The organism is Corynebacterium sp. CQ3829_602738 (assembly GCF_054478435.1).
In genome coordinates, this window is the sequence record NZ_CM137003.1 from 1,548,629 (window position 1) to 1,567,181 (window position 18,553).

Genomic DNA, 18,553 nt, shown 5'->3' on the forward strand with positions numbered 1-18,553 from the left:
GCCCCTCCTTTATGTGGTACCACAAAACGGTACCACATTTACGAGCTGGCGCGGAGCACCGTGAAGGTCCTATCGCGCGCGACCTGCTCCACGGACGCGAAGCGACGCTCCACCTCGCCGCGGTAGCGCAAGTGCGAGTTGTGCACCAGGTACAGCGCCCCGCCGGGGGCGAGCAAACGCACGGAGGCGTCGAGGAGGTGCTGCACTAACGTGGCGTCGACGGTGGTGCCGTCGTGGAACGGCGGGTTCAGCGCGATTGTGTCGAAGGACGCGTCCGGCAATCGGGAGCCGGCGTCATCCCACGTCGCCTCCAGCCCGATGGCGCGGGCGGAGAGCACCGCATCGGCGTCCGCGTCCGTGGCGACGCCGCCCAAGCCCCGGGTGACGGAGCCGTTGCCGCAGCCCAGGTCGAGAAGCCGGCCGGGCTCGGCGGGCAGGCAGGAGCGAAGCAGCTCCCCGCCCCGGTCCGGTTTTGCGCCGGAGAAAACTCCGCCGACGGCGACGAGGCCGTCGTAAAGCAATGGCTCATACGACACCTCGCGGGGGCCGGAGGCGACCAGGCAGCGAAACTTGCCGCGGCCGAGCGAGGCGGCAACTTCTTCGAACGACTCCCCCAAAGTAGCGTTCATGCTGCGTGCGAGGTGCTTGTTGTTCGCACCGAGCACGAGGCGAACGTCGTCGTAGCCGGCGCCCGCGATAGAGCGCGCCAGGTAGTCCAGCCGTGCCAGGGACTTCGGCATCTCCCCGACCGCAACGGCAGACCCGGACGCGCCGGCGAGGTACTCGTCCAGGCGCACGTCCCCGGCTACCTCGGCCCCGAGCGAGCGGGCCTGCTGGCTGCGCGTGTAGTCCGAGTCGCAGAACACCACGGACGCACCCGCGGCGACCGCCGCGCGGGTGAGGTCCAGGGTCGGGTCGTGGCAGATGAGCACTGTCCTTTGACCACCGTCCGACAGACCCTGGGAGCCTAAGCCTGGGAACGCTCTTTTTTCGGCCGTTCCCAGGCTTTGGCTCCCAGGGTTTGCGCGCTCAGCCGCGCCGAAGGCGACATCCCAGATCAAGCTATCCAGCGTGCGCAAGGCCCGCGACCTCCCCCACCACGTACACGGCGGGCGCGGCGACGCCTTCGGCCTCCATCACGTCGGCCAAGCTCGCTGCGGTGGCGAAGTACACCCGCTGCGCGTCCGTCTCGCCCTCCTGGATCACGGCGGCTGGCGTGTCCCCGGACAACCCGGCCTCCACCAGCGCCGCCGTGATCGCGCGCACGTTGCGCACGCCCATCACCACCACGATCGTGCCACCGACGCGAGCGAGCGCACCCCAGTCCACCAGCGACTTCTCGTGGCCGGGCGGCAGGTGCCCGGAGACCACCGTGAACGCGTGCGTCACCCCGCGCTGCGTCACCGGCACCGAAGCGGCGGCCGGCACGGACACCGCCGAGGTCACACCCGGCACCACCGAGCACTCCAGCCCGGCGGCCGCGCACGCCTGTAGTTCCTCGAAGCCACGGCCGAACACGTACGGGTCGCCGCCTTTGAGCCGCACCACGTGCTTGCCGGCGCGCCCAAACTCCACCAGCATCTCGTTGATCCGCTCCTGCGCCACCTGCCGCGCGTACGGCAGCTTCGCCACGTCCACGACCTCTTTGCCGGTCAGGTCCAAAAAGCTCTCCAGCTCAGCGGAGGGGCCGAGGTGGTCGGCGAGGATGACGTCGGCAGCCTCGAGCGCGCGCAGTCCGCGGATGGTCAGCAGGTCCCACGCGCCCGGGCCGCCGCCTACGAGTGTGATGTGGCCGGTAGTCATAGCCAATCAGTTTAGGGTGGAGCTATGAATCACCCCCAGCTCGCCCACACGCTCGCAGACACCCTGCCGGAGCTCGCGCACGAGGAGCCCGGCACGCAGTTTGAGAACCCGCAGCTTGTCGCCCTGAACGAGCCGCTTGCGGCAGAGCTCGGGCTCGATGTCGCGTGGCTCAAGTCTGACGACGGCCTGAAGTTCCTCTCCGGCTCCCACGGCGGCCACGCCATGGCGTACGCGGCGCACCAGTTCGGCCAGTTCGTGCCATTGCTTGGCGACGGCCGCGCCCTGCTGCTCGGCGACACCGCCGGCCACGAGATCCAGCTCAAGGGTTCCGGCTTGACCGCGTTTTCGCGCCCCGGCACGGACGGGGTGGGCGCAATCGGGCCGATGCTGCGCGAGCACCTCGTTTCCACGTTCATGCACGCGGTCGGCGTGCCCACCACCCGTTCGCTTGCGGTGCTGTCCACCGGCGGCACGGTGATCCGCCAAAACGGCGCGGTCCCCGGCGGCATTGTGGTGCGCGTGGCCAAGAGCCACCTGCGCGTGGGAACGGTGCAGTACGCGGCGACGCAGTCGGAGGAGCTGACGCAGAAGGTCGTCGCCACCGCCGGTTTCGCGGACGCCGAGGAGATGCTGCGCACCGTCACCGGCCGCCAATTCGACCTGGTGGCGCACTGGATGCGACTGGGGTTCGTCCATGGGGTGATGAACACCGACAACGTGGCGCTGTCGGGCGAGACCATCGATTACGGCCCGTGCGCGTTCACCGAGCGTTTCGACGGCACCGCGAGCTTCTCCTCCATCGACCGCCAGGGCCGCTACGCCTTCGGCAACCAGCCCAACATCATCGCTTGGAACATGGCGCGGCTGGCGGAGGCGCTCTATCCGCTGCTAGGCGCGGAGAAGGTCGACGCCTACGTCAAAACTGTCCAGCCAGCCTGGGACGAAGCCTGGGCGACGTGGATCGGGGACGACCACGACGGGCTCAACGCCGCCGCCGACATCACCATCTACAACCGCGAGCACGGCATCAACGGGACGCCGGGGCCCATTTTCATCCCCCGCAACCAGATGCTGCAGGAGGCTATCGACGCCGCCGAGCTCCGCGGCAACTACACCGCGTACAACGAGCTGCTCGCCGCGGTGAGCGACCCGTACAACGAAAAGGCCGGGCCCGAATGGATGGCCCGGCCTGAGGGGCAGCTGCCCTACGTCACCTTCTGCGGGACGTAAAAACCGCTCCCCCTGTAGTGCGACGAAGTCGCGCTACAGCGTGTTCTCGCCCGTGTCCAGCCCCAGCGTCTTCTGCGTCCACGCCCACTGCTCGTCGTAGGCGTCCTTGTCGCGCTTGAGGGACTTGCCGTAGGTGGGGAACATCTCGTGCAGCTTGTCGGCCCAGTCGATCATGTGCTCGCCGAAGCAGCGCTCAAGCAGCTCGATCATGGCGGCCGGGGTGATCGATGCGCCCGGGGATGCGCCGAGCACGCCGGCGATGGTGCCGTTCTGGTCGTTGACCAGGGCGGTGCCGAACTCGAGGGTGCCGAAGCGCGGAGCGGCGGCCGGCTTAATCACCTGCACGCGCTGGCCGGCGACCACGACCTCCCAGTCCTTGCCGTCTGCTGCCGGGTAGTACTCGTGCAGCATGTCCACCTTGCCGTCGAAGTCGCGGAAGACTTCCTGCACCAGGTACTTCACCAGCGAGATGTTGGTGGCGCCGACGCCCAGGTAGGACGGGATGTTGTCCGGGCGGATGGACTTGAACAGGTCCAGGTAGGAACCTTCCTTGAGGAACTTCGGGCTCCAGCCGCCGTAGGGGCCGAACAGGAGGGATTCCTTGCCGTCCACGACGCGCAGGTCCAGGTGCGGCACGGACATCGGCGGGGCGCCGACCTTGGCCTTGCCGTAGACCTTGGCCTTGTGCTGCTGCACCAGTTCCTGGTTGTCGGTCTTGAGCCACATGCCGGAGATCGGGAAGCCCGCGTAGCCGTGGACCTCCGGCACGCCTGCCTTGCGCAGCAGGTCGAGGGCGTAGCCGCCGGCGCCGACGAAGACGAAGCGGGCGCGCACGACCTGCTTGTCGCCGGTGTGGACGTTTTTGACGGTGACCTTCCAGAAGTTGCCTTCGCGCTTGATGTTGGTCACTTCGCGGCCGTAGCGGATCTCGGTGCCGTTGTTCTTGGCGGCATCCAGGAACTGCTTGGTCAGCGAGCCGTAGTTGATGTCGGTGCCGGCGTCGGTCCAAGAGATGGCCACCGGCTCTGCGTCGAAGTCGCGGCCCTGGGACATCAGCGGCAGCTTCTCGGCGAAGGTGTCGCGGTCGTCCGCGAACTGCATGTTGGGGAACATGTGGTTTGCGGAGAGCTTGTCGTAGCGCTTGCGCAGGTAGTTGATCTGGTCTTCGCCCTGGGCGAAGGACACGTGCGGCACGGGGTTGATGAAGGCGCGCGGGTCGGTCAGCACACCGTTTTCCACCTGGTAGGACCAGAACTGGCGCGACAGCTGGAACTTCTCGTTGATGTTCATCGCCTTGGAGACATCAATGCGGCCCTTCTTCTCGGGCGTGTAGTTCAGCTCGCACAGGGCGGAGTGGCCGGTGCCAGCGTTGTTGAAGGGGTAGGAGGACTCCTCGGCAGGCCCATCAAGCCGCTCGAAGATCATCTGGGACCACTCGGGTTCCAGCTCGTGCAGCATCGAGCTCAACGTCGCGCTCATGATGCCGGCGCCGACGTGCAGGATGTCCACCTCGTCCGCGTACTTCTTACCACCGTTGTCAGACATACGTAGTCATCCTTTGATGTTTATCGACTTTTGGGAGTGGTGACTATATTACGTCCCCTTCATCGCCAAGGTGCAAAGGCTTGTCGACGACCACAGGTGCCGACCGTCCGCAGAAAAGTATCATCGGCCGCATGAATGAGCTTGATTGGCAACCCGACCCGCTGGGCGACGGATTCGAGCAGGCAGCGCTCCCGCAGGGGAAGGACCCGGACAGCAGAACTCGCGTGGATGCGGTGCTGGTGCGGGACGTGCGGGCGTCGAAAAGCAAAAAGCCCCAGAAACCCGCAGTGCTGTGGGTGCACGGCATGTCCGACTACTTCTTCCAGGCCCACGTCGCCGACGAGTTCACGCGGCACGGGTACCCGTTTTACGCGCTGGACCTGCGGCGTTGTGGGCGCGCGCTGAAGAAGGGGCAGCGCGCGCACTTCACGCTGTCGATGAGCCGGTACTTCCCCGAGCTCACCCAGGCGCTGGATATTCTCGCCGCGGAACACGGTTCGGTGGTGGTGCTGGCGCATTCCACCGGCGGGCTGATCGTGCCGCTGTGGGCGGACCACCTGCGCCGCGAGAAGCCCGCGGAGCATGCAAAGCTCGCCGGGGTGGTCCTCAACAGCCCGTGGCTGGACATGCAGTTTCCGAAGTGGCAGGTGGCAGCGCTCAAGCCGCTGCTGAACTTCTTCGGCACGATCTTCCCGTCGCTGCCGCTGTTGCAGCGCGGGGAGGGCACCTACGGCAAGTCAATCCACCGGGACTTCCACGGCGAGTGGGAGTTCAACACTGAGTGGAAGCCTATCGACGGGCACCGCAAGTACCTGGGCTGGATCCGAGCGGTGATGCAGGGGCAGGAACAGATCCACACCGGAAACGTTGACACTGGTGTGCCGACGTTGACGCTGTGCTCGTCGCATTCGTACCTGGGCGAGGAGTACTCCCCCGCCGCGGACACTGCCGACACGGTGCTGGACGTCGACCAGATCCAGCGCTGGGCGCCGACGCTGTCGGACGAGACAGAAGTGCAGGTCATCGACGGTGCACGCCACGACGTGTTCCTGTCCGAGCGCCACGCCCGCGAGGCCGCGTTTAAGGCTGTGTTCGGGTGGCTCGACGGCCAGCATTTCACCCAGTAACGTCGATACGCAAAATACACATATATATAGAGGAGAAGACCATGCCCGCTCACGTAAGCGATTTACAGGACGCCACACACTACGACCTGATCATTGTGGGAACGGGTTCAGGAAACTCCATTCTCACTCCCGACTTCGACGACAAAAACGTCGCCATTGTGGAAAAAGGCGCGTTCGGGGGCACGTGCCTCAACGTCGGCTGCATCCCCACCAAGATGTACGTGCTCGCCGCGGAGCAGGCGTACGCGGCGCGCGAGGCTGGAAAGCTCGGCATTGATCTCGAGTACAAGGGCGCGGACTGGCCCGGGATCGTCGAGCGCGTCTTTGACAACCGCATCGATCTGATCGCCAAGGGCGGCGAGGACTACCGCCGCAACGGTTGCCCCAACGTCACCGTCTACGACGTGGAGGCGTCCTTCCTCGGCCCGAAGACGCTGAAGACCGGCCGCGGCGGGGCCGAAGAGTTCATCACCGCCGACACGATCATCCTCGCCGCCGGCGCCCGCCCGTTCATTCCGGAGTGGGCCAACGACGTCACGTTCCACACCAACGAGGACATCATGCGCCTTGAGCGCCAGCCGAAGTCGTTGACCATCGTCGGCGGCGGCTTCATTGCCATGGAGTTCGCGCACGTCTTTGACGCCTTGGGCACCGAGGTGACCATCATCAGCCGCTCTCAGCTGCTTCGCCAGCTGGACCCGGACCTCGCGGAGCCGTTCAACAAACTCGCCGCCGAGCGCTACACCGTCCACATCGGCCGCACGGTCACTTCCGCCACCGAGAACAGCGAGGGTGTCACGCTCACGCTTGACGACGGCACCACGGTCAGCTCCGAATCCCTCCTCATCGCCACTGGCCGCATCCCCAACAGCGACACCCTCGATGTCGCCACTGCAGGGATCGAAACGCACGAAGGCGGCCGCGTCGCCGTCGACGAGTTCGGCCGCACCTCCGTGGACGGCGTGTGGTCGCTCGGCGACCTGTCTTCCCCATACCAACTCAAGCACGTGGCGAACGCAGAACAGCGAGCCGTGACACACAACGTGCTTCAGGCATGGGCGGGCAACGACGACTCCGCGATGGTGCCGATGCCGCACGATCACGTCCCGTCGGCGATCTTCACCCACCCGCAGATCGCGACGGTGGGCCTGACTGAACAGGAAGCAGCGGACGCGGGCTTCGACGTCACGGTGAAAGTGCAGAACTACGGCGATGTGGCCTACGGCTGGGGCTTGGAGGACTCCACCGGTGTGGTGAAGCTGGTGGCGGACCGCGAATCCGGCCAGCTGTTGGGCGCGCACTACATGGGTCCGCAGGCGTCCACGCTTATCCAGCAAATGATTACCGTGCTCGCATACGGGCTGGACCTGCGGGACTTTCCTCGCTCGCAGTATTGGATCCACCCGTCGCTGGCGGAGGTGACCGAAAACGCGATCCTCGGCCTCGACCTGACGTTCAAAGAAGTCTAAACCCCTACTTTACCCCCTCTTTCGGGGGACCGGGTTAAAAGGCATGACCTTTTCCGCACAGGTGCCGAAAAGAGCACGTGAGAGATATTTGGTTTAGCCCAATTCTTTCAGTGAACGCCAAGCTTTCCAACCTTTGGTTGAACTTTTGAAAAATTTTAAGCGTCAACTTGCATACGGCTGGAAGTGTTCGGCTATTGTCAGTGCAGACACCGGGACCGAGCCCACCGGGCTTGCTATCGGTCCTAGGAGCTCAATGCCCCTGGGATTCTTTGAATTCCACCCGGACGTCGTGCAAGAACTATCAGAGAAGGATTTCGTTTCATGCGTAATTTCCGTAAGGCAGCCCTCGCCGGCGCAACCGCCGTCGCTGTGGCATTCGGCTCCACCGCAGTCGCAACCGCAGCAACCGAAGGCACTGAGGCACCGGAGGCTCCGGCCTACACCGCACCGGTCCGCCCGGTTGAGGACAAGGACAGCAAGGACGGCGTCGAGCCGGCTTCCTCCAACAAGATCGTCCAGTCCGAGTGGCTCGAGTTCCGCGACAAGGACGGCAACCTGCGCGGCACCGACGGCGAGCAGATCTTCGGCAGCCAGAAGGACAACTTCGGTGACCAGCCGCGTTACGCTCGTCTCGCGTACGGCGCAACCATCTTCACCGCTGTTTCCGCAGTTGTCGGCCTCATCGTTGGCCCGCTGTACAACTACTTCGTCCACGGCGATTTCCAGTTCTAAGTTCGCGGATTCCCGCAAACCAATTCCAACTCATTTTTCGAAAGAAGGAACACGATGCGTAACTTCCGCACCGCTGCAGTTGCTACCGCAACCGCTCTGACCGTCGTTGCTGGTGGCACCGCAATCGCCTCCGCTGAGGAAGGCACCACCGAGACCAACTCCAAGGACAAGGCCGTCGTCTTCGTCGGCAAGCAGAAGGAGACCGATAAGGACTTCGGCGAGGTTGTCAGCGACGGCACCAAGGGCCTGTTCGATGGCAAGGGTTCTTCCCACTACTTCAACGACGCGAAGGATCCGTTCTACCCGACCGATGCTTTCGGTAACACCACCAACGCTGAGGACGTCCCGCAGTGGGCTCGCTACTGGATCGACGGCTCCATCGTTGCCGCCATCGGCGCCCTGGTTGGCCTGGTCATCGCTGGCTTCAACTTCGCCTTCTACAACGGCTGGCTGCAGCACCCGCTCAGCAAGTAATTCTTGCTGCTGAGACACGTAACCCCCATCTGCACGTAGCAATGGGGGTTTCGTTCTGTCTGCGGTCCGTCCGTAGACGTAAAGCGGGCCCGTACGGAATAGATCCGTACGGGCCCGCTTTACCTTCTTGCGCGGTTTACTCCCCCAGCATGTGCTGCCCGGCGGCGACATCCGCGTCCGGGATGGTGAGAATCTCGTTGCCGCTGTCGGTAATCACGATGGTGTGCTCGAACTGGGCGGTGTACTCGCCGTCGATGTTCTGCACTGTCCAGCCGTCGTCCCACACGCGGTAAGGCAGCTCGCCGAGGTTGATCATCGGCTCGATGGTCAGCGTCATACCTGGCTCGAGGACGTCCGTGTAGGCGTCGGAGTCGTAGTGCAACACCACCAGCCCGTTGTGGAAGGTGGTGCCCACTCCGTGGCCCGTGAAGTCCGTGACCACGTTGTAGCCGAAGCGCTTGGCGTAGGACTCGATTACACGGCCGATCACGTTGATCTGGCGGCCGGGCGTTGCCGCGTTGATGCCGCGCATCGTCGCCTGGTAGGTCCTGTCCACCAAGTCCTTGTGCTCCTGGGCCACCTCGCCCGCGAAGAAGGTGGCGTTGGTGTCGCCATGCACGCCGTCTTTGTAGGCGGTGACGTCGATGTTGACTATGTCGCCCTCCTGGATCACCGTGGTGTCCGGGATGCCGTGGCAGACAATTTCGTTCAGGGAGATGCAGGAGGACTTCGGGTACCCGCGGTAGCCCAGCGTCGACGGGTAGGCGCCGTGCTCCACCAGGTAGTCGTGGACGATGCCGTCGATCTCGTCGGTGGTCTTGCCCGGGGCCACGGCGGCACCGGCAAGGGCGAGCGCGTTCGCCGCGATCTTGGAGGCTTCGCGCATCGCCTCGATGGTCTCGCGGGTCTGGACGATCGGCTCGCCGACGTTCTCCTGGACCTCGTCCTTCCACGCGTACTCAGGGCGCTCAATGGACTTTGGCACCTTGCGCTCTGGGGTGGGTTTTCCTGGGGTAAGTAGGCCTCGGTTATTCATGTCCCCAATGGTAGACCTGCGGTCAAACGGGCCCGCGCAGCCCTCTGGGCGGCCTACTGGGCGGGCGCGTCCAGGTTCAGCAGCATCCGGTCCGAAAGCGCCACAGCGGCCTCAGAACCGCCGCCGAGGACTACCAGGGTGGCAAAGGCGATGTCGTCGTCCGCGCGGTAGCCGGTGAACCACGAATGGGAGCCGCCGTTGATCTCAGCTTCGCCGGTCTTGCCGCGGATATCCCCGCCCGCGGTAAACGCGCTCGCGGTGCCGCCCGGGCCGGTCACGGCGGCCATCATCTGGCGTAGTTCGTCCACCGCCTGGGGGTCCATAGGGGCCGCATCCTCACTCAACTTCGTCTCCTCGCCCTCCACCAGGTACGGCACGGGCAACGATCCACGAGCGGCCGCTGCGGAGACAAGCGCCATGCCGAACGGGCTGGCCAGATCCAAGCCCTGGCCGTAGCCGGCCTCGGTGCGATCCAGCGGCTCCTCGCCGTCGGGGATGGAGCCGGTGATGGTCTCCACCCCGGGGATCTCCATGTCTATGCCCAAGCCGAACTGTTTGCCGATGGTCTTCAACTCCCCCGGCGCCAGCTTCGTGGAAATATCCGCGAAGGTGGTGTTGCAGGAACGGGCGAACGCGGTCTCCAGCGGCACGGTGCCCAGGCCGAAGCCTGCGTAGTTGGTCACGGTGCGCCCAAAGAGGTTCATCGTTCCGGGGCACGGCACAGGCGAGCCCGGGATGAGCCCTTGCTTGGTCAGCCCGGCGAACGCGGTGAGGATCTTAAACGTCGAGCCCGGCGGGTACTGGCCCATCGTTGCCAGGTTGCCGCCGGCGTCCGCGGCCGGCGTCTGCGCAATAGCCAGGATGCCGCCCGTGGACGGCCGGATGGCCACGATCATGGCCTGCTGGCCCGCAACCGGCTCCAGCGCCATCTCCGCAGCGCGCTGGATGCGGTGGTCCAGGCTGATGTGCACCGCCGGAGCCGGGGCGGCGTCCTGGCGCTTGATCTCCTCGTAGGAAGCGCCGTTTTCGTTGACCACGTCGACGCTCCAGCCGGTATCGCCCTGCAGGTCGTCGCGCACCAGCTCGCCCACGCGCGCCATGATGTCGGGGGCGAAGTCCGGCTGCGCGTTGACCATCGCGGCCTCTTCGTTCAGCCGCACGCCGGGCTCGCCTGCCAGTGCCGCTTCGAACGCGTCGCGCGCAGGTGCGGGCACCACGGCGACGGAGTACGTCCCGGAGGCGTCCTCCAGCTCCTTGGCAATACCTTCCGCGTCGCGCAGGGGCACGCCGCGATCCACCTCGTGCGCCTTCGCCAGTGCCGCGCTGATACCTGCGGCCGTCGAGCTTGCGCTGCGCATCTCGTCCGTGTCCACGAGCACGCGGTACGCGGTGCCGGGCTTGAGCAGCTCCACCCCGTCGGATGAGACCACGCTTGCCTGCGAGGGCGCCACCGAGCGCAGCTCCAGGTGCTGGTTCGCGCCCAGCCGCGGATGCAGAACCGACGGCTGCCAGCGCACATTCCACTCGTTGCCGCTTTGTGTCAGCGTCATCTGCGCCTGATACGTCAGATCTCGCTCTCGCGGCAGGTCCCAGCGCAGCTCGTAGGTGGCGGTGGCCAGGTTGTCGTCCTGGTGGACGTCGATAAGCGATGCGCTCAAGCTCTCCGCCTGCAGCCCACCCCACGTCTCGTTCAGCGAGGTTTCGGCGGCGGAGGCGTCGTCGATAAGCGACGAGTTCACCTCGCGCTTTTCCAGCGCGCTGAGAAAATCGGAGGCGGCGGGTTCGGCGTCGTTGGGTCGCGGGGTGCAACTGCTTATCGACGCCGCAAGCGCCACCACCGCAACCCCCGCGACACTGCGACGGAGCATGCTAGCGGGTGACCTTGACCTCGGCCTTGGTGCCTGCGACCTCCTCGAGGCCCTCCTCCTCGGCGATGCGGTGCGCGTACTCGATGAGCGTTTCCACGATCTTGGACTCCGGCACGGTCTCCACGACCTCGCCCTTGACAAAGATCTGGCCCTTGCCGTTGCCGGACGCCACGCCGAGGTCGGCGTCGCGCGCTTCGCCCGGGCCGTTGACAACGCAGCCCATCACGGCCACGCGCAGCGGGAACTCCATGCCGTCCAGGCCGGCGGTGACCTCCTCAGCGAGCTTGTACACGTCCACCTGGGCGCGGCCGCAGGACGGGCAGGAGACAATCTCCAGCTTGCGCGGGCGAAGGTTCATCGACTGCAGGATCTGGTCGCCGACCTTGATCTCCTCCACCGGGTCCGCGGACAGGGACACGCGGATGGTGTCGCCGATGCCCTGCGACAGCAGCGCGCCGAAGGCCACGGAAGACTTGATCGTGCCCATAAACTTCGGGCCGGCCTCGGTCACGCCGAGGTGCAGCGGGTAGTCGGTCTTCTCCGCGAGCTGGCGGTAGGCCTCCACCATCAGCACCGGGTCGGAGTGCTTCACGGAGATGGCGATGTCGCCGTAGCCGTACTCCTCGAACAGTCCGGCCTCGTAGATCGCGGACTCCACCAGCGCCTCCGGGGTGGCCTTGCCGTACTTCTCCAGCAGGCGCTTGTCCAGGGAGCCGCCGTTGACGCCGATGCGGATCGGGATGCCCGCGTCGCCCGCCGCCTTGGCGACCTCCTTGACGCGGCCGTCGAACTCCTTGATGTTGCCGGGGTTCACGCGCACGGCCGCGCAGCCGGCGTCGATGGCCGCGAAGATGTACTTCGGCTGGAAGTGGATGTCCGCGATCACCGGGATCGGCGACTTCGCTGCAATCGCCGGCAGGGCCTCCGCGTCCACCGTCTTCGGGCAGGCCACGCGCACAATGTCGCAGCCTGCGGTGGTCAGCTGCGCGATCTGCTGCAGCGTGGCGTTGATGTCGTGCGTCTTCGTGGTGGTCATGGACTGCACAGAAATCGGGTGATCCGAGCCGACGCCGACATCTCCCACCATCAGCTGACGGGTCTTGCGGCGCGGAGCCAAAGTCGGTGCCGGGCCTTCGGGCATGCCTAATCCGATGGGGGTGTTCATGGTGGCTAACTTTAGCACCGTCAGCCAAAAATTCGGACGGGGTTGACCACGTCCGCGGCCATTACCAACACACCGACGCCGAGCAGCAGCGCTGCCATGGCGTACGTCAAGGGCATGAGCTTTTCATAGTTCGCGGGAGCGCCCGGGCCGAGGCCGCGGAGACGTCGTAAAGCATCGCGAATCTTTTCGTACAGCACCACCGCAATGTGCCCGCCGTCCAGCGGCGGTAGCGGCACGAGGTTGAACAGGGCGAGGAAGAAGTTCAGGCTGGCCAGCATCATCCAGAACGCGGACCACATGTCCTGCTCCACCAGCTCGCCGCCGGTGCGCGAGGCGCCGATGACGCTGACTGGGCCCTCGATGTCGCGCTCCGCGCCGAAGATGGAGGCCACAACGCCCGGGATCTTCGCGGGGAACGACGCGATGCCGTCCACAGTCGCGCGCAGCATCTCGCCGGTGAACCGGAAGGTCGCGGGCACGGCCTCTGCAGGACCGTACTGCTTCACCGCGTCCGTCACAGGCGCGGGACCGATGCCGACCGCGCCCTGTGTGACGCGCTCGCCAGTGGCCGGATCGATGCGCTCGACGGCGGCGACAGGCACGTCGAGGGTGACGGTCTCACCGCCGCGCAGTACCTCGAGGCTCACCGTTTCGCCGGGCTGCTTGGCGACGGCATCGCGCAACTGCTCGAACTGCTCAATCTTCTGCCCGTTGAGCGCCACCAGCGTGTCGCCGACCTGGACACCGGCCTCGCCCGCCGGGCCCGCGCCGGAGCACTCCCCCAGCGTCTCCGCATCCACTTGGTCCGCCACGCACACCGTCTTGCCCACGCGCGGAGTGAAGTCCGCGTCCGGGTTCGGGATGCCGGAGAACACCGCCACGAAATAGGTAATGACCACGCCGATGAGCAGGTTCATCACAATGCCGCCCGCCAGCACCGCGATGCGCTGCCACGCCGGCTTGTTCACCATCGCGTGCGGCTCCTCCTCCGGCGTGAGGGGATCCATCGCGGTCATGCCCGCGATGTCGCAGAACCCGCCGAACGGCAACGCGGCAAGGCCGTACTCGGTGTGGCCCTTCGTAGTCGACCACACCGTGGGGCCGAACCCGATGAAATAGCGTCGCACGCGCATGCCGAACGCGCGGGCGGTGAACATGTGCCCGGCCTCGTGCAGCGCAATGGACGCGGCGATCGCAAGCGCGAACGCCAGAATGCCTAGCGCACCCACAGAACCCCTAGTGCGCTACTTGTGCGCGAGGCGCTCGACAACGGCCTCGGCACGCTCGCGAGCGCGGGACTCGGTGCGCAGGACCGCGTTGACGTTGGCAGGCGCCTCCGCGAAATCATCCGCGTTCTCGAGGACCTCGGCGATGATGTCCACGATGTACGGGAACTTGATGCGGCCTGCCACGAACGCGTCGACGGCAACCTCGTTGGCTGCGTTGTAGATCGCCGGGTACGGCTCGCCCTTCTCAGCGGCCTGGCGTGCCAGCTTCACCGCCGGGAACGCTTCCTCATCCAACGGCTCGAAGGTCCACTCGAAAGCCTGCGAGAAGTCTAGGGCAGGCTGCGCATCCGGGATGCGGTTCGGCCAGTTCAGCGCGTGGGAGATCGGCAGCATCATCGACGGCGGGGACGCCTGGGCGATCGTGGCGCCGTCGGTGAACGTCACCATGGAGTGGACGATGGACTGCGGGTGGACCGTGACGTCGATGTTGTCCGGTTCGACGTCGAACAGCAGCGATGCCTCAATCAGCTCCAGGCCCTTGTTCACCATCGTCGCGGAGTTCAGCGAGTTCATCGAGCCCATAGACCACGTCGGATGGGCAACGGCCTGCTCGTAGGTGACGTCCATCAGCTCCTCGCGGGAATTACCGCGGAATGGGCCACCGGAGGCGGTGAGCACGAAGCGGGCCACCTCCCCGCGGTCACCGGAGCGCATCGATTGGGCCATCGCGGAGTGCTCAGAGTCCACCGGGATGATCTGTCCGGGTTTCGCAGCCTCGAGCACGAAGCGACCGCCAGCGACGAGCGACTCCTTGTTCGCCAGCGCCAGCGTCGCGCCGGACTTCAGCGCGGCGAGGGTTGCGGGCAGGCCAGCGGAGCCGACGAGCGCGTTGAGCACTAAGTCCGCTTCCTGCGACTCCACGAGCGCGGTCGCGCACGCGTCGCCGGTAATGACGAAGCCACCGAGCGCCTTCGAAACCTTCTTGGCCCCTTCCAGATCGCGCACGGCAACCTGGTCGGCGCTGAGGCCGAATTCGCGGGATTGCTCGATAGCCAGGTCAGGGTTGGTTCCGCCGGTGGCGATGCCGACCACGTTGAACTGGTCTCTATGTTTGCGGATGATATCAACCGCCTGAGAACCGATAGAACCTGTCGAGCCCAAGATGATTACATTCTTCACGCGCCCATTGTGACATGAAACAGCACATTCTGGCACTGTGCGGGCATAATCCCGTGGACTGTGGTGCGAAAGTTTGAACACATTGGGGGTTGGAAGTCCCCTCTGCCCCACCCAGTGTGCGATGATAGGCGCTGAAAGTTTTACCAATCTTGGCAACCGCTAACCAGGCTTTGAAGGAGCATTCCAGTGGCCCACGCGAAGGACAACGCACCCCAGGTGTACAACGGCGTTTCTGAGGCGGATGTTCCGTCCGCCCGTTTCGGCTGGAGCGCCTTCACCGACCGCACTATTCAGATCGCCGGTTGGATCTCCGTCCTGTTCCTTATCGCCTACAACTTTGGCAACCACCAGGGCCACGTCGAGACCATCTGGCTCATCGCCCTCGCGGTGCTGATCGCGCTCGGCCTGATCCTGCACGCCACCAAGCCGAAGCTGAACCAGGTGCGCACCGTCACCGCCCACAACAAGCCGGTGGGCCACCAGGAGCCGGACTGGATCTACGACCAGGCCACCCTCTCCGGTGACGTGTACGAGAACCTCTCCGACTCTCAGCTGCGTTCCCTGAACATCGAGCCGGGCCGCGTCGCCCACCTGCGCCCGGCTCGCGGCCAGGAGCGCGTGGTCGAGCGCACCGCTGCCCGTCCGGTGGACGCGGCGCAGCAGCGCGAGGACGTTGAGGTCATCACCGTCGAGTCCCGCGGCAAGCACGAGCGCATCTAAGCTTTTCGACGGCACCGTCACCGCCAGCCCCCCGCTGGCGGTTTTTTCGTGCCGTGTGTGCCCGCCCTGCACCCCACTCGCCACCTCCCCATTCCGCCTTGGCTCGAATCCGCAGACCCCGAGCAAGAGACCCCTAGTATGGTCCTATTTCGGGCATACTAGGGGTCCTGTACTCGGGGTCTGTGCGCGGAGGCGTGCTCGGGAGGGTTGCGGCGTGGGCTGTAGCGCCGCAGGTAAACGCGAAAAGTGAGCTCGGCAGAAGCTAAGCGGCTAGCTGGCGTCCTCGTCGGCGGCGAGCTGTCCGCAGGCTGCGGCGATTTCCTGGCCCTTGGTATCGCGCACGGTGCACGGCACGCCCTGGGCTGCCACACGGCGGACGAACTCGTCCTGGCGGGCCTTCGGCGAGGCGTCCCACTTCGAGCCCGGCGTGGGGTTGAGCGGGATCACGTTGACGTGCACGCGCGAGCCCAGCGCCGAGTGCAGCTTCTTGCCCAGCAGGTCCGCGCGCCAGTCGTGGTCGTTCATGTCGCGGATCAGCGCGTACTCGATGGACACGCGCCGGCCGGTCTGATCCGCGTAGTAACGGGCGGCGTCCAGCACTTCGGACACTTCGAAGCGGTTGTTGACGGGGACGAGTTCGTCGCGGAGCTCGTCGTCAGGCGTGTGCAGGCTGACGGCCAGGGTGCAGGACAGGTCCTCGTCCGCGAGCATGCGGATCTGCGGGGCGAGCCCCACCGTGGAGACGGTGACGTTGCGCTGGGAGATGCCGAAGCCGTCCGGGGACGGCTGGGTGATCTGGCGCACGGCGTTGACCACGCGCTTGTAGTTGGCCAACGGCTCCCCCATGCCCATGAACACGATGTTGGACAGGCGCGAGCCCTCCGCAGCCATCATCGCCGCGGCGGCGCGGACCTGGTCGACGATCTCCGCCACGGACAGGTTGCGGTCCAGCCCGCCCTGGCCGGTGGCGCAGAAGGGGCAGGCCATGCCGCAGCCGGCCTGCGAGGAGATGCACAGGGTTGCGCGGCCGGGGTAGCGCATGAGGACGGATTCCAGCAGGGTGCCGTCGTGAAGCCGCCACAGCGTCTTCGTCGTGTCACCCTCATCGGTCTCCACCGTGCGCACCGGCGTCAAAAGCGTGGGAAACAGCGCGTCCTTGACGGTTTGACGCTGCGCCTCCGGCAGGTCCGTCATGGTCAGCGGGTCGGCCTCGAACTTGCCGTAGTAGTGGCGCGCGATCTGGTCGGCGCGGAACTTGGGCAGGCCGAGTTCCTTGAGCGCGTCGATGCGCTCGTCTTTGCTCAAGTCCGCGAAGTGCTTCGGCGGCATGCCGCGCTTCGGGGCGAGCAGCTGGATCTGGGGGAAATCGCTCATAGTGCGCCCCATCTTGGCACGTCGCGCCACGAATTTCGAATCTGGCGCGGGCGCAGACCTAGGGGTTCATCAGCGTGATGGTGGTCAGCAGGATGTAGGTCGCCGCCGCGGCGGGCAGCATGCCGTCGAGGCGGTCCATGATGCCGCCGTGGCCCGGCAGCAGGTTGGACATGTCCTTGATGCCCAGCTCGCGCTTGAACTGGCTTTCCACCAAATCACCCATGGTCCCGCAGATGACCAAGGCGATGCCGAGCACGATGCCCATCCACCACGGACCGTGGATGAGGAAGTGCACCACCAAAACGCCGGTGATGATGCCGGCGGTCATGGAGCCGGCGAAGCCCTCCCAGGACTTGTTCGGGCTTACGGCCGGGGCCATCGGGTGGGAGCCGAACATCACGCCCGCGGCGTAGCCGCCGACGTCGTTGGCCACCACGCACAGCATGAACGCCACGATGTAGGCGGAGCCATCAACCCCGGCCTCGGTGATCCGGGAGATCATGGCGGCGAATGTGCCGAACAGCGGGATCCACGCGAGCACGAAGATCGCCACTGCGGTGTCGCGCAGGTAGTTCTCCGGTTGGTGGTGCCTACCCTGGTGGAACATGCCCCAGAACATCACCACCAGCACGGTGAAGGCGAATCCGGAGACCAGACCCGTGGTGCCGTAAGGCGCGGACAGCCAGAGCATGGCCTGGCCGAGGATGATCATCAGCGTGCGCGGCTGGACGTAGCCAGCTTCGCGCAGGCGCGTCATCACCTCCCACATGGCCAGCGCCACGGCGACGGCGACCAGCGGGTACCAGGCCATAGGCCCGATCCACACCGCCGCGATGACCAGCGCGCCGAGCACCACGCCCGTGGCAATCGCCGCCGGCAGGTCGCGCCCCGCCTTGTTCTTCGGCTTCGGGGCGCGGCTGGGCCAGCGGCTCGGGTTGGCCTCGCGCTCCTCCGGCGCATCATTCACCGCCGCACCCATCTCAGTGGTTTCCGTCTGCGCCTTCGACACGTCGGCTTAGACCTCCAGCAGCTCGTTTTCCTTGCGCTGCACGATCTCGTCGATCTGACCGACGTAGTCCTGAGTGGTTTTGTCCAGCGACTTCTCAGCGGTGATGACCTCGTCTTCGCCCGCGTCGCCGTCCTTCTGGATCTTCTTCAGCGCTTCCATGCCCTGGCGGCGCACGTTGCGGATGGCGATCTTGCCGTCCTCGCCCTTCTGCTTGGCCTGCTTGACCAGCTCTTTGCGGCGCTCCTCGGTCAGCTGCGGGACGGACACGCGGATGACCTGGCCGTCGTCGGTCGGGTTCACGCCGAGGTCGGAGTTGCGGATGGCGTTTTCGATCTCGCCCATTGTGGACATGTCGTACGGCTTGATCAGAAGCATGCGCGGCTCCGGCACCGAGATGGTTGCCATCTGGTTGATCGGGGTGGGCGCGCCGTAGAAGTCGGCCATCACGCCGTTGAACATGGCCGGGTTCGCGCGGCCGGTGCGGATGGTGGCCAGCTCGTTTCGGGTGTGCTCAACGGAGGCGGTCATGCGCTCTTCGGCGTCCAGCAAAACGTCATCAATCATGGTTTTACCCCTATCGTTTCTCGGGTTTG

Annotated in this window: 17 protein-coding genes; 6 read left to right on the forward strand and 11 right to left on the reverse strand. The window is 65.6% G+C overall.

Annotated features, from left to right (window positions below; genetic code table 11):
- Positions 1-38: 38 nt before the first annotated feature.
- Positions 39-932 (reverse strand): class I SAM-dependent methyltransferase, encoded by an 894-nt coding sequence (locus ACX1NL_RS07510; RefSeq protein WP_458897778.1) that lies wholly within the window; start codon positions 930-932, stop codon positions 39-41.
- A 130-nt stretch (positions 933-1,062) separates the two neighbouring features.
- Positions 1,063-1,803 carry a uroporphyrinogen-III C-methyltransferase gene (gene cobA / locus ACX1NL_RS07515; protein WP_311390261.1) on the reverse strand — a complete coding sequence of 247 codons (741 nt, stop codon included), beginning with the start codon at positions 1,801-1,803 and terminating at the stop codon, positions 1,063-1,065.
- 24 nt (positions 1,804-1,827) lie between these two features.
- Here cobA and ACX1NL_RS07520 point away from each other — a divergent pair, with 24 nt between their 5' ends.
- Entirely contained in the window at positions 1,828-3,033 is a 1,206-nt protein-coding gene (locus ACX1NL_RS07520) for a protein adenylyltransferase SelO family protein (RefSeq protein WP_458897779.1), read from the forward strand.
- A gap of 33 nt (positions 3,034-3,066) precedes the next feature.
- On the opposite strand, the gene mqo is transcribed toward ACX1NL_RS07520, so the two are convergent.
- A complete protein-coding gene (gene mqo / locus ACX1NL_RS07525; protein WP_458897780.1) occupies positions 3,067-4,578 on the reverse strand; it encodes a malate dehydrogenase (quinone) in 1,512 nt (503 codons plus the stop codon).
- Between the two features lie 131 nt (positions 4,579-4,709).
- Between mqo and ACX1NL_RS07530 the strand changes: the two genes are divergently transcribed.
- From ACX1NL_RS07530 to ACX1NL_RS07545, 4 genes are all read left to right on the forward strand, one after another.
- The gene (locus ACX1NL_RS07530) at positions 4,710-5,705 is read left to right on the forward strand and encodes an alpha/beta hydrolase (protein ID WP_458897781.1); all 996 of its coding nucleotides are present in this window, start codon (positions 4,710-4,712) and stop codon (positions 5,703-5,705) included.
- Between the two features lie 41 nt (positions 5,706-5,746).
- Positions 5,747-7,174: a mycothione reductase gene (gene mtr / locus ACX1NL_RS07535; protein ID WP_311390257.1), complete on the forward strand. Its 1,428-nt coding sequence runs from the start codon at positions 5,747-5,749 to the stop codon at positions 7,172-7,174.
- Between the two features lie 321 nt (positions 7,175-7,495).
- Positions 7,496-7,906, forward strand: coding sequence for a hypothetical protein (locus ACX1NL_RS07540; RefSeq protein WP_181888645.1), 411 nt, complete (start codon positions 7,496-7,498; stop codon positions 7,904-7,906).
- 54 nt (positions 7,907-7,960) lie between these two features.
- Positions 7,961-8,380, forward strand: a complete 420-nt coding sequence (locus ACX1NL_RS07545; RefSeq protein WP_181888646.1) for a hypothetical protein — start codon at positions 7,961-7,963, stop codon at positions 8,378-8,380.
- A gap of 136 nt (positions 8,381-8,516) precedes the next feature.
- Here ACX1NL_RS07545 and map read toward each other — a convergent pair whose 3' ends face one another.
- The 5 genes from map to dxr are packed head-to-tail and all read right to left on the reverse strand — an operon-like array spanning position 8,517 to position 14,857.
- Positions 8,517-9,416: a type I methionyl aminopeptidase gene (gene map / locus ACX1NL_RS07550; RefSeq protein ID WP_239306793.1), complete on the reverse strand. Its 900-nt coding sequence runs from the start codon at positions 9,414-9,416 to the stop codon at positions 8,517-8,519.
- 53 nt (positions 9,417-9,469) lie between these two features.
- Positions 9,470-11,284, reverse strand: coding sequence for a penicillin-binding transpeptidase domain-containing protein (locus tag ACX1NL_RS07555; protein WP_458897782.1), 1,815 nt, complete (start codon positions 11,282-11,284; stop codon positions 9,470-9,472).
- A 1-nt stretch (position 11,285) separates the two neighbouring features.
- On the reverse strand, positions 11,286-12,449 hold the full coding sequence (gene ispG / locus ACX1NL_RS07560; RefSeq protein ID WP_269952473.1) for a flavodoxin-dependent (E)-4-hydroxy-3-methylbut-2-enyl-diphosphate synthase: 1,164 nt from the start codon (positions 12,447-12,449) through the stop codon (positions 11,286-11,288).
- A gap of 20 nt (positions 12,450-12,469) precedes the next feature.
- The gene (locus tag ACX1NL_RS07565) at positions 12,470-13,678 is read right to left on the reverse strand and encodes a M50 family metallopeptidase (protein WP_458897783.1); all 1,209 of its coding nucleotides are present in this window, start codon (positions 13,676-13,678) and stop codon (positions 12,470-12,472) included.
- Between the two features lie 15 nt (positions 13,679-13,693).
- Positions 13,694-14,857 (reverse strand): 1-deoxy-D-xylulose-5-phosphate reductoisomerase, encoded by a 1,164-nt coding sequence (gene dxr, locus ACX1NL_RS07570; RefSeq protein WP_458897784.1) that lies wholly within the window; start codon positions 14,855-14,857, stop codon positions 13,694-13,696.
- A gap of 186 nt (positions 14,858-15,043) precedes the next feature.
- On the opposite strand from dxr, the gene ACX1NL_RS07575 reads away from it, so the two are divergent.
- The gene (locus ACX1NL_RS07575) at positions 15,044-15,577 is read left to right on the forward strand and encodes a DUF2631 domain-containing protein (RefSeq protein WP_269510422.1); all 534 of its coding nucleotides are present in this window, start codon (positions 15,044-15,046) and stop codon (positions 15,575-15,577) included.
- Positions 15,578-15,847: 270 nt separating this feature from the next.
- Here ACX1NL_RS07575 and rlmN read toward each other — a convergent pair whose 3' ends face one another.
- Genes rlmN through frr form a run of 3 tightly spaced genes read right to left on the reverse strand, consistent with a single transcriptional unit; the run spans position 15,848 to position 18,524 of the window.
- Positions 15,848-16,951 (reverse strand): 23S rRNA (adenine(2503)-C(2))-methyltransferase RlmN, encoded by a 1,104-nt coding sequence (rlmN, locus tag ACX1NL_RS07580; RefSeq protein ID WP_458897785.1) that lies wholly within the window; start codon positions 16,949-16,951, stop codon positions 15,848-15,850.
- A 58-nt stretch (positions 16,952-17,009) separates the two neighbouring features.
- Complete coding sequence (locus tag ACX1NL_RS07585; protein WP_255713910.1) at positions 17,010-17,930, reverse strand: phosphatidate cytidylyltransferase; 921 nt, start codon at positions 17,928-17,930, stop codon at positions 17,010-17,012.
- Positions 17,931-17,966: 36 nt separating this feature from the next.
- The gene (frr, locus tag ACX1NL_RS07590) at positions 17,967-18,524 is read right to left on the reverse strand and encodes a ribosome recycling factor (RefSeq protein ID WP_181888652.1); all 558 of its coding nucleotides are present in this window, start codon (positions 18,522-18,524) and stop codon (positions 17,967-17,969) included.
- Positions 18,525-18,553: the final 29 nt, after the last annotated feature.

What these genes read in the sequence shown, in the direction of transcription:
- cobA (WP_311390261.1), bottom strand. Translation starts at nt 1,803, where the DNA reads ATGACTACCGGCCACATCACACTCGTAGGCGGCGGCCCGGGCGCGTGG.
- ACX1NL_RS07520 (WP_458897779.1), top strand. Translation starts at nt 1,828, where the DNA reads ATGAATCACCCCCAGCTCGCCCACACGCTCGCAGACACCCTGCCGGAG.
- mqo (WP_458897780.1), bottom strand. Translation starts at nt 4,578, where the DNA reads ATGTCTGACAACGGTGGTAAGAAGTACGCGGACGAGGTGGACATCCTG.
- ACX1NL_RS07530 (WP_458897781.1), top strand. Translation starts at nt 4,710, where the DNA reads ATGAATGAGCTTGATTGGCAACCCGACCCGCTGGGCGACGGATTCGAG.
- mtr (WP_311390257.1), top strand. Translation starts at nt 5,747, where the DNA reads ATGCCCGCTCACGTAAGCGATTTACAGGACGCCACACACTACGACCTG.
- ACX1NL_RS07540 (WP_181888645.1), top strand. Translation starts at nt 7,496, where the DNA reads ATGCGTAATTTCCGTAAGGCAGCCCTCGCCGGCGCAACCGCCGTCGCT.
- ACX1NL_RS07545 (WP_181888646.1), top strand. Translation starts at nt 7,961, where the DNA reads ATGCGTAACTTCCGCACCGCTGCAGTTGCTACCGCAACCGCTCTGACC.
- map (WP_239306793.1), bottom strand. Translation starts at nt 9,416, where the DNA reads ATGAATAACCGAGGCCTACTTACCCCAGGAAAACCCACCCCAGAGCGC.
- ACX1NL_RS07555 (WP_458897782.1), bottom strand. Translation starts at nt 11,284, where the DNA reads ATGCTCCGTCGCAGTGTCGCGGGGGTTGCGGTGGTGGCGCTTGCGGCG.
- ispG (WP_269952473.1), bottom strand. Translation starts at nt 12,449, where the DNA reads ATGAACACCCCCATCGGATTAGGCATGCCCGAAGGCCCGGCACCGACT.
- rlmN (WP_458897785.1), bottom strand. Translation starts at nt 16,951, where the DNA reads ATGAGCGATTTCCCCCAGATCCAGCTGCTCGCCCCGAAGCGCGGCATG.
- ACX1NL_RS07585 (WP_255713910.1), bottom strand. Translation starts at nt 17,930, where the DNA reads ATGGGTGCGGCGGTGAATGATGCGCCGGAGGAGCGCGAGGCCAACCCG.
- frr (WP_181888652.1), bottom strand. Translation starts at nt 18,524, where the DNA reads ATGATTGATGACGTTTTGCTGGACGCCGAAGAGCGCATGACCGCCTCC.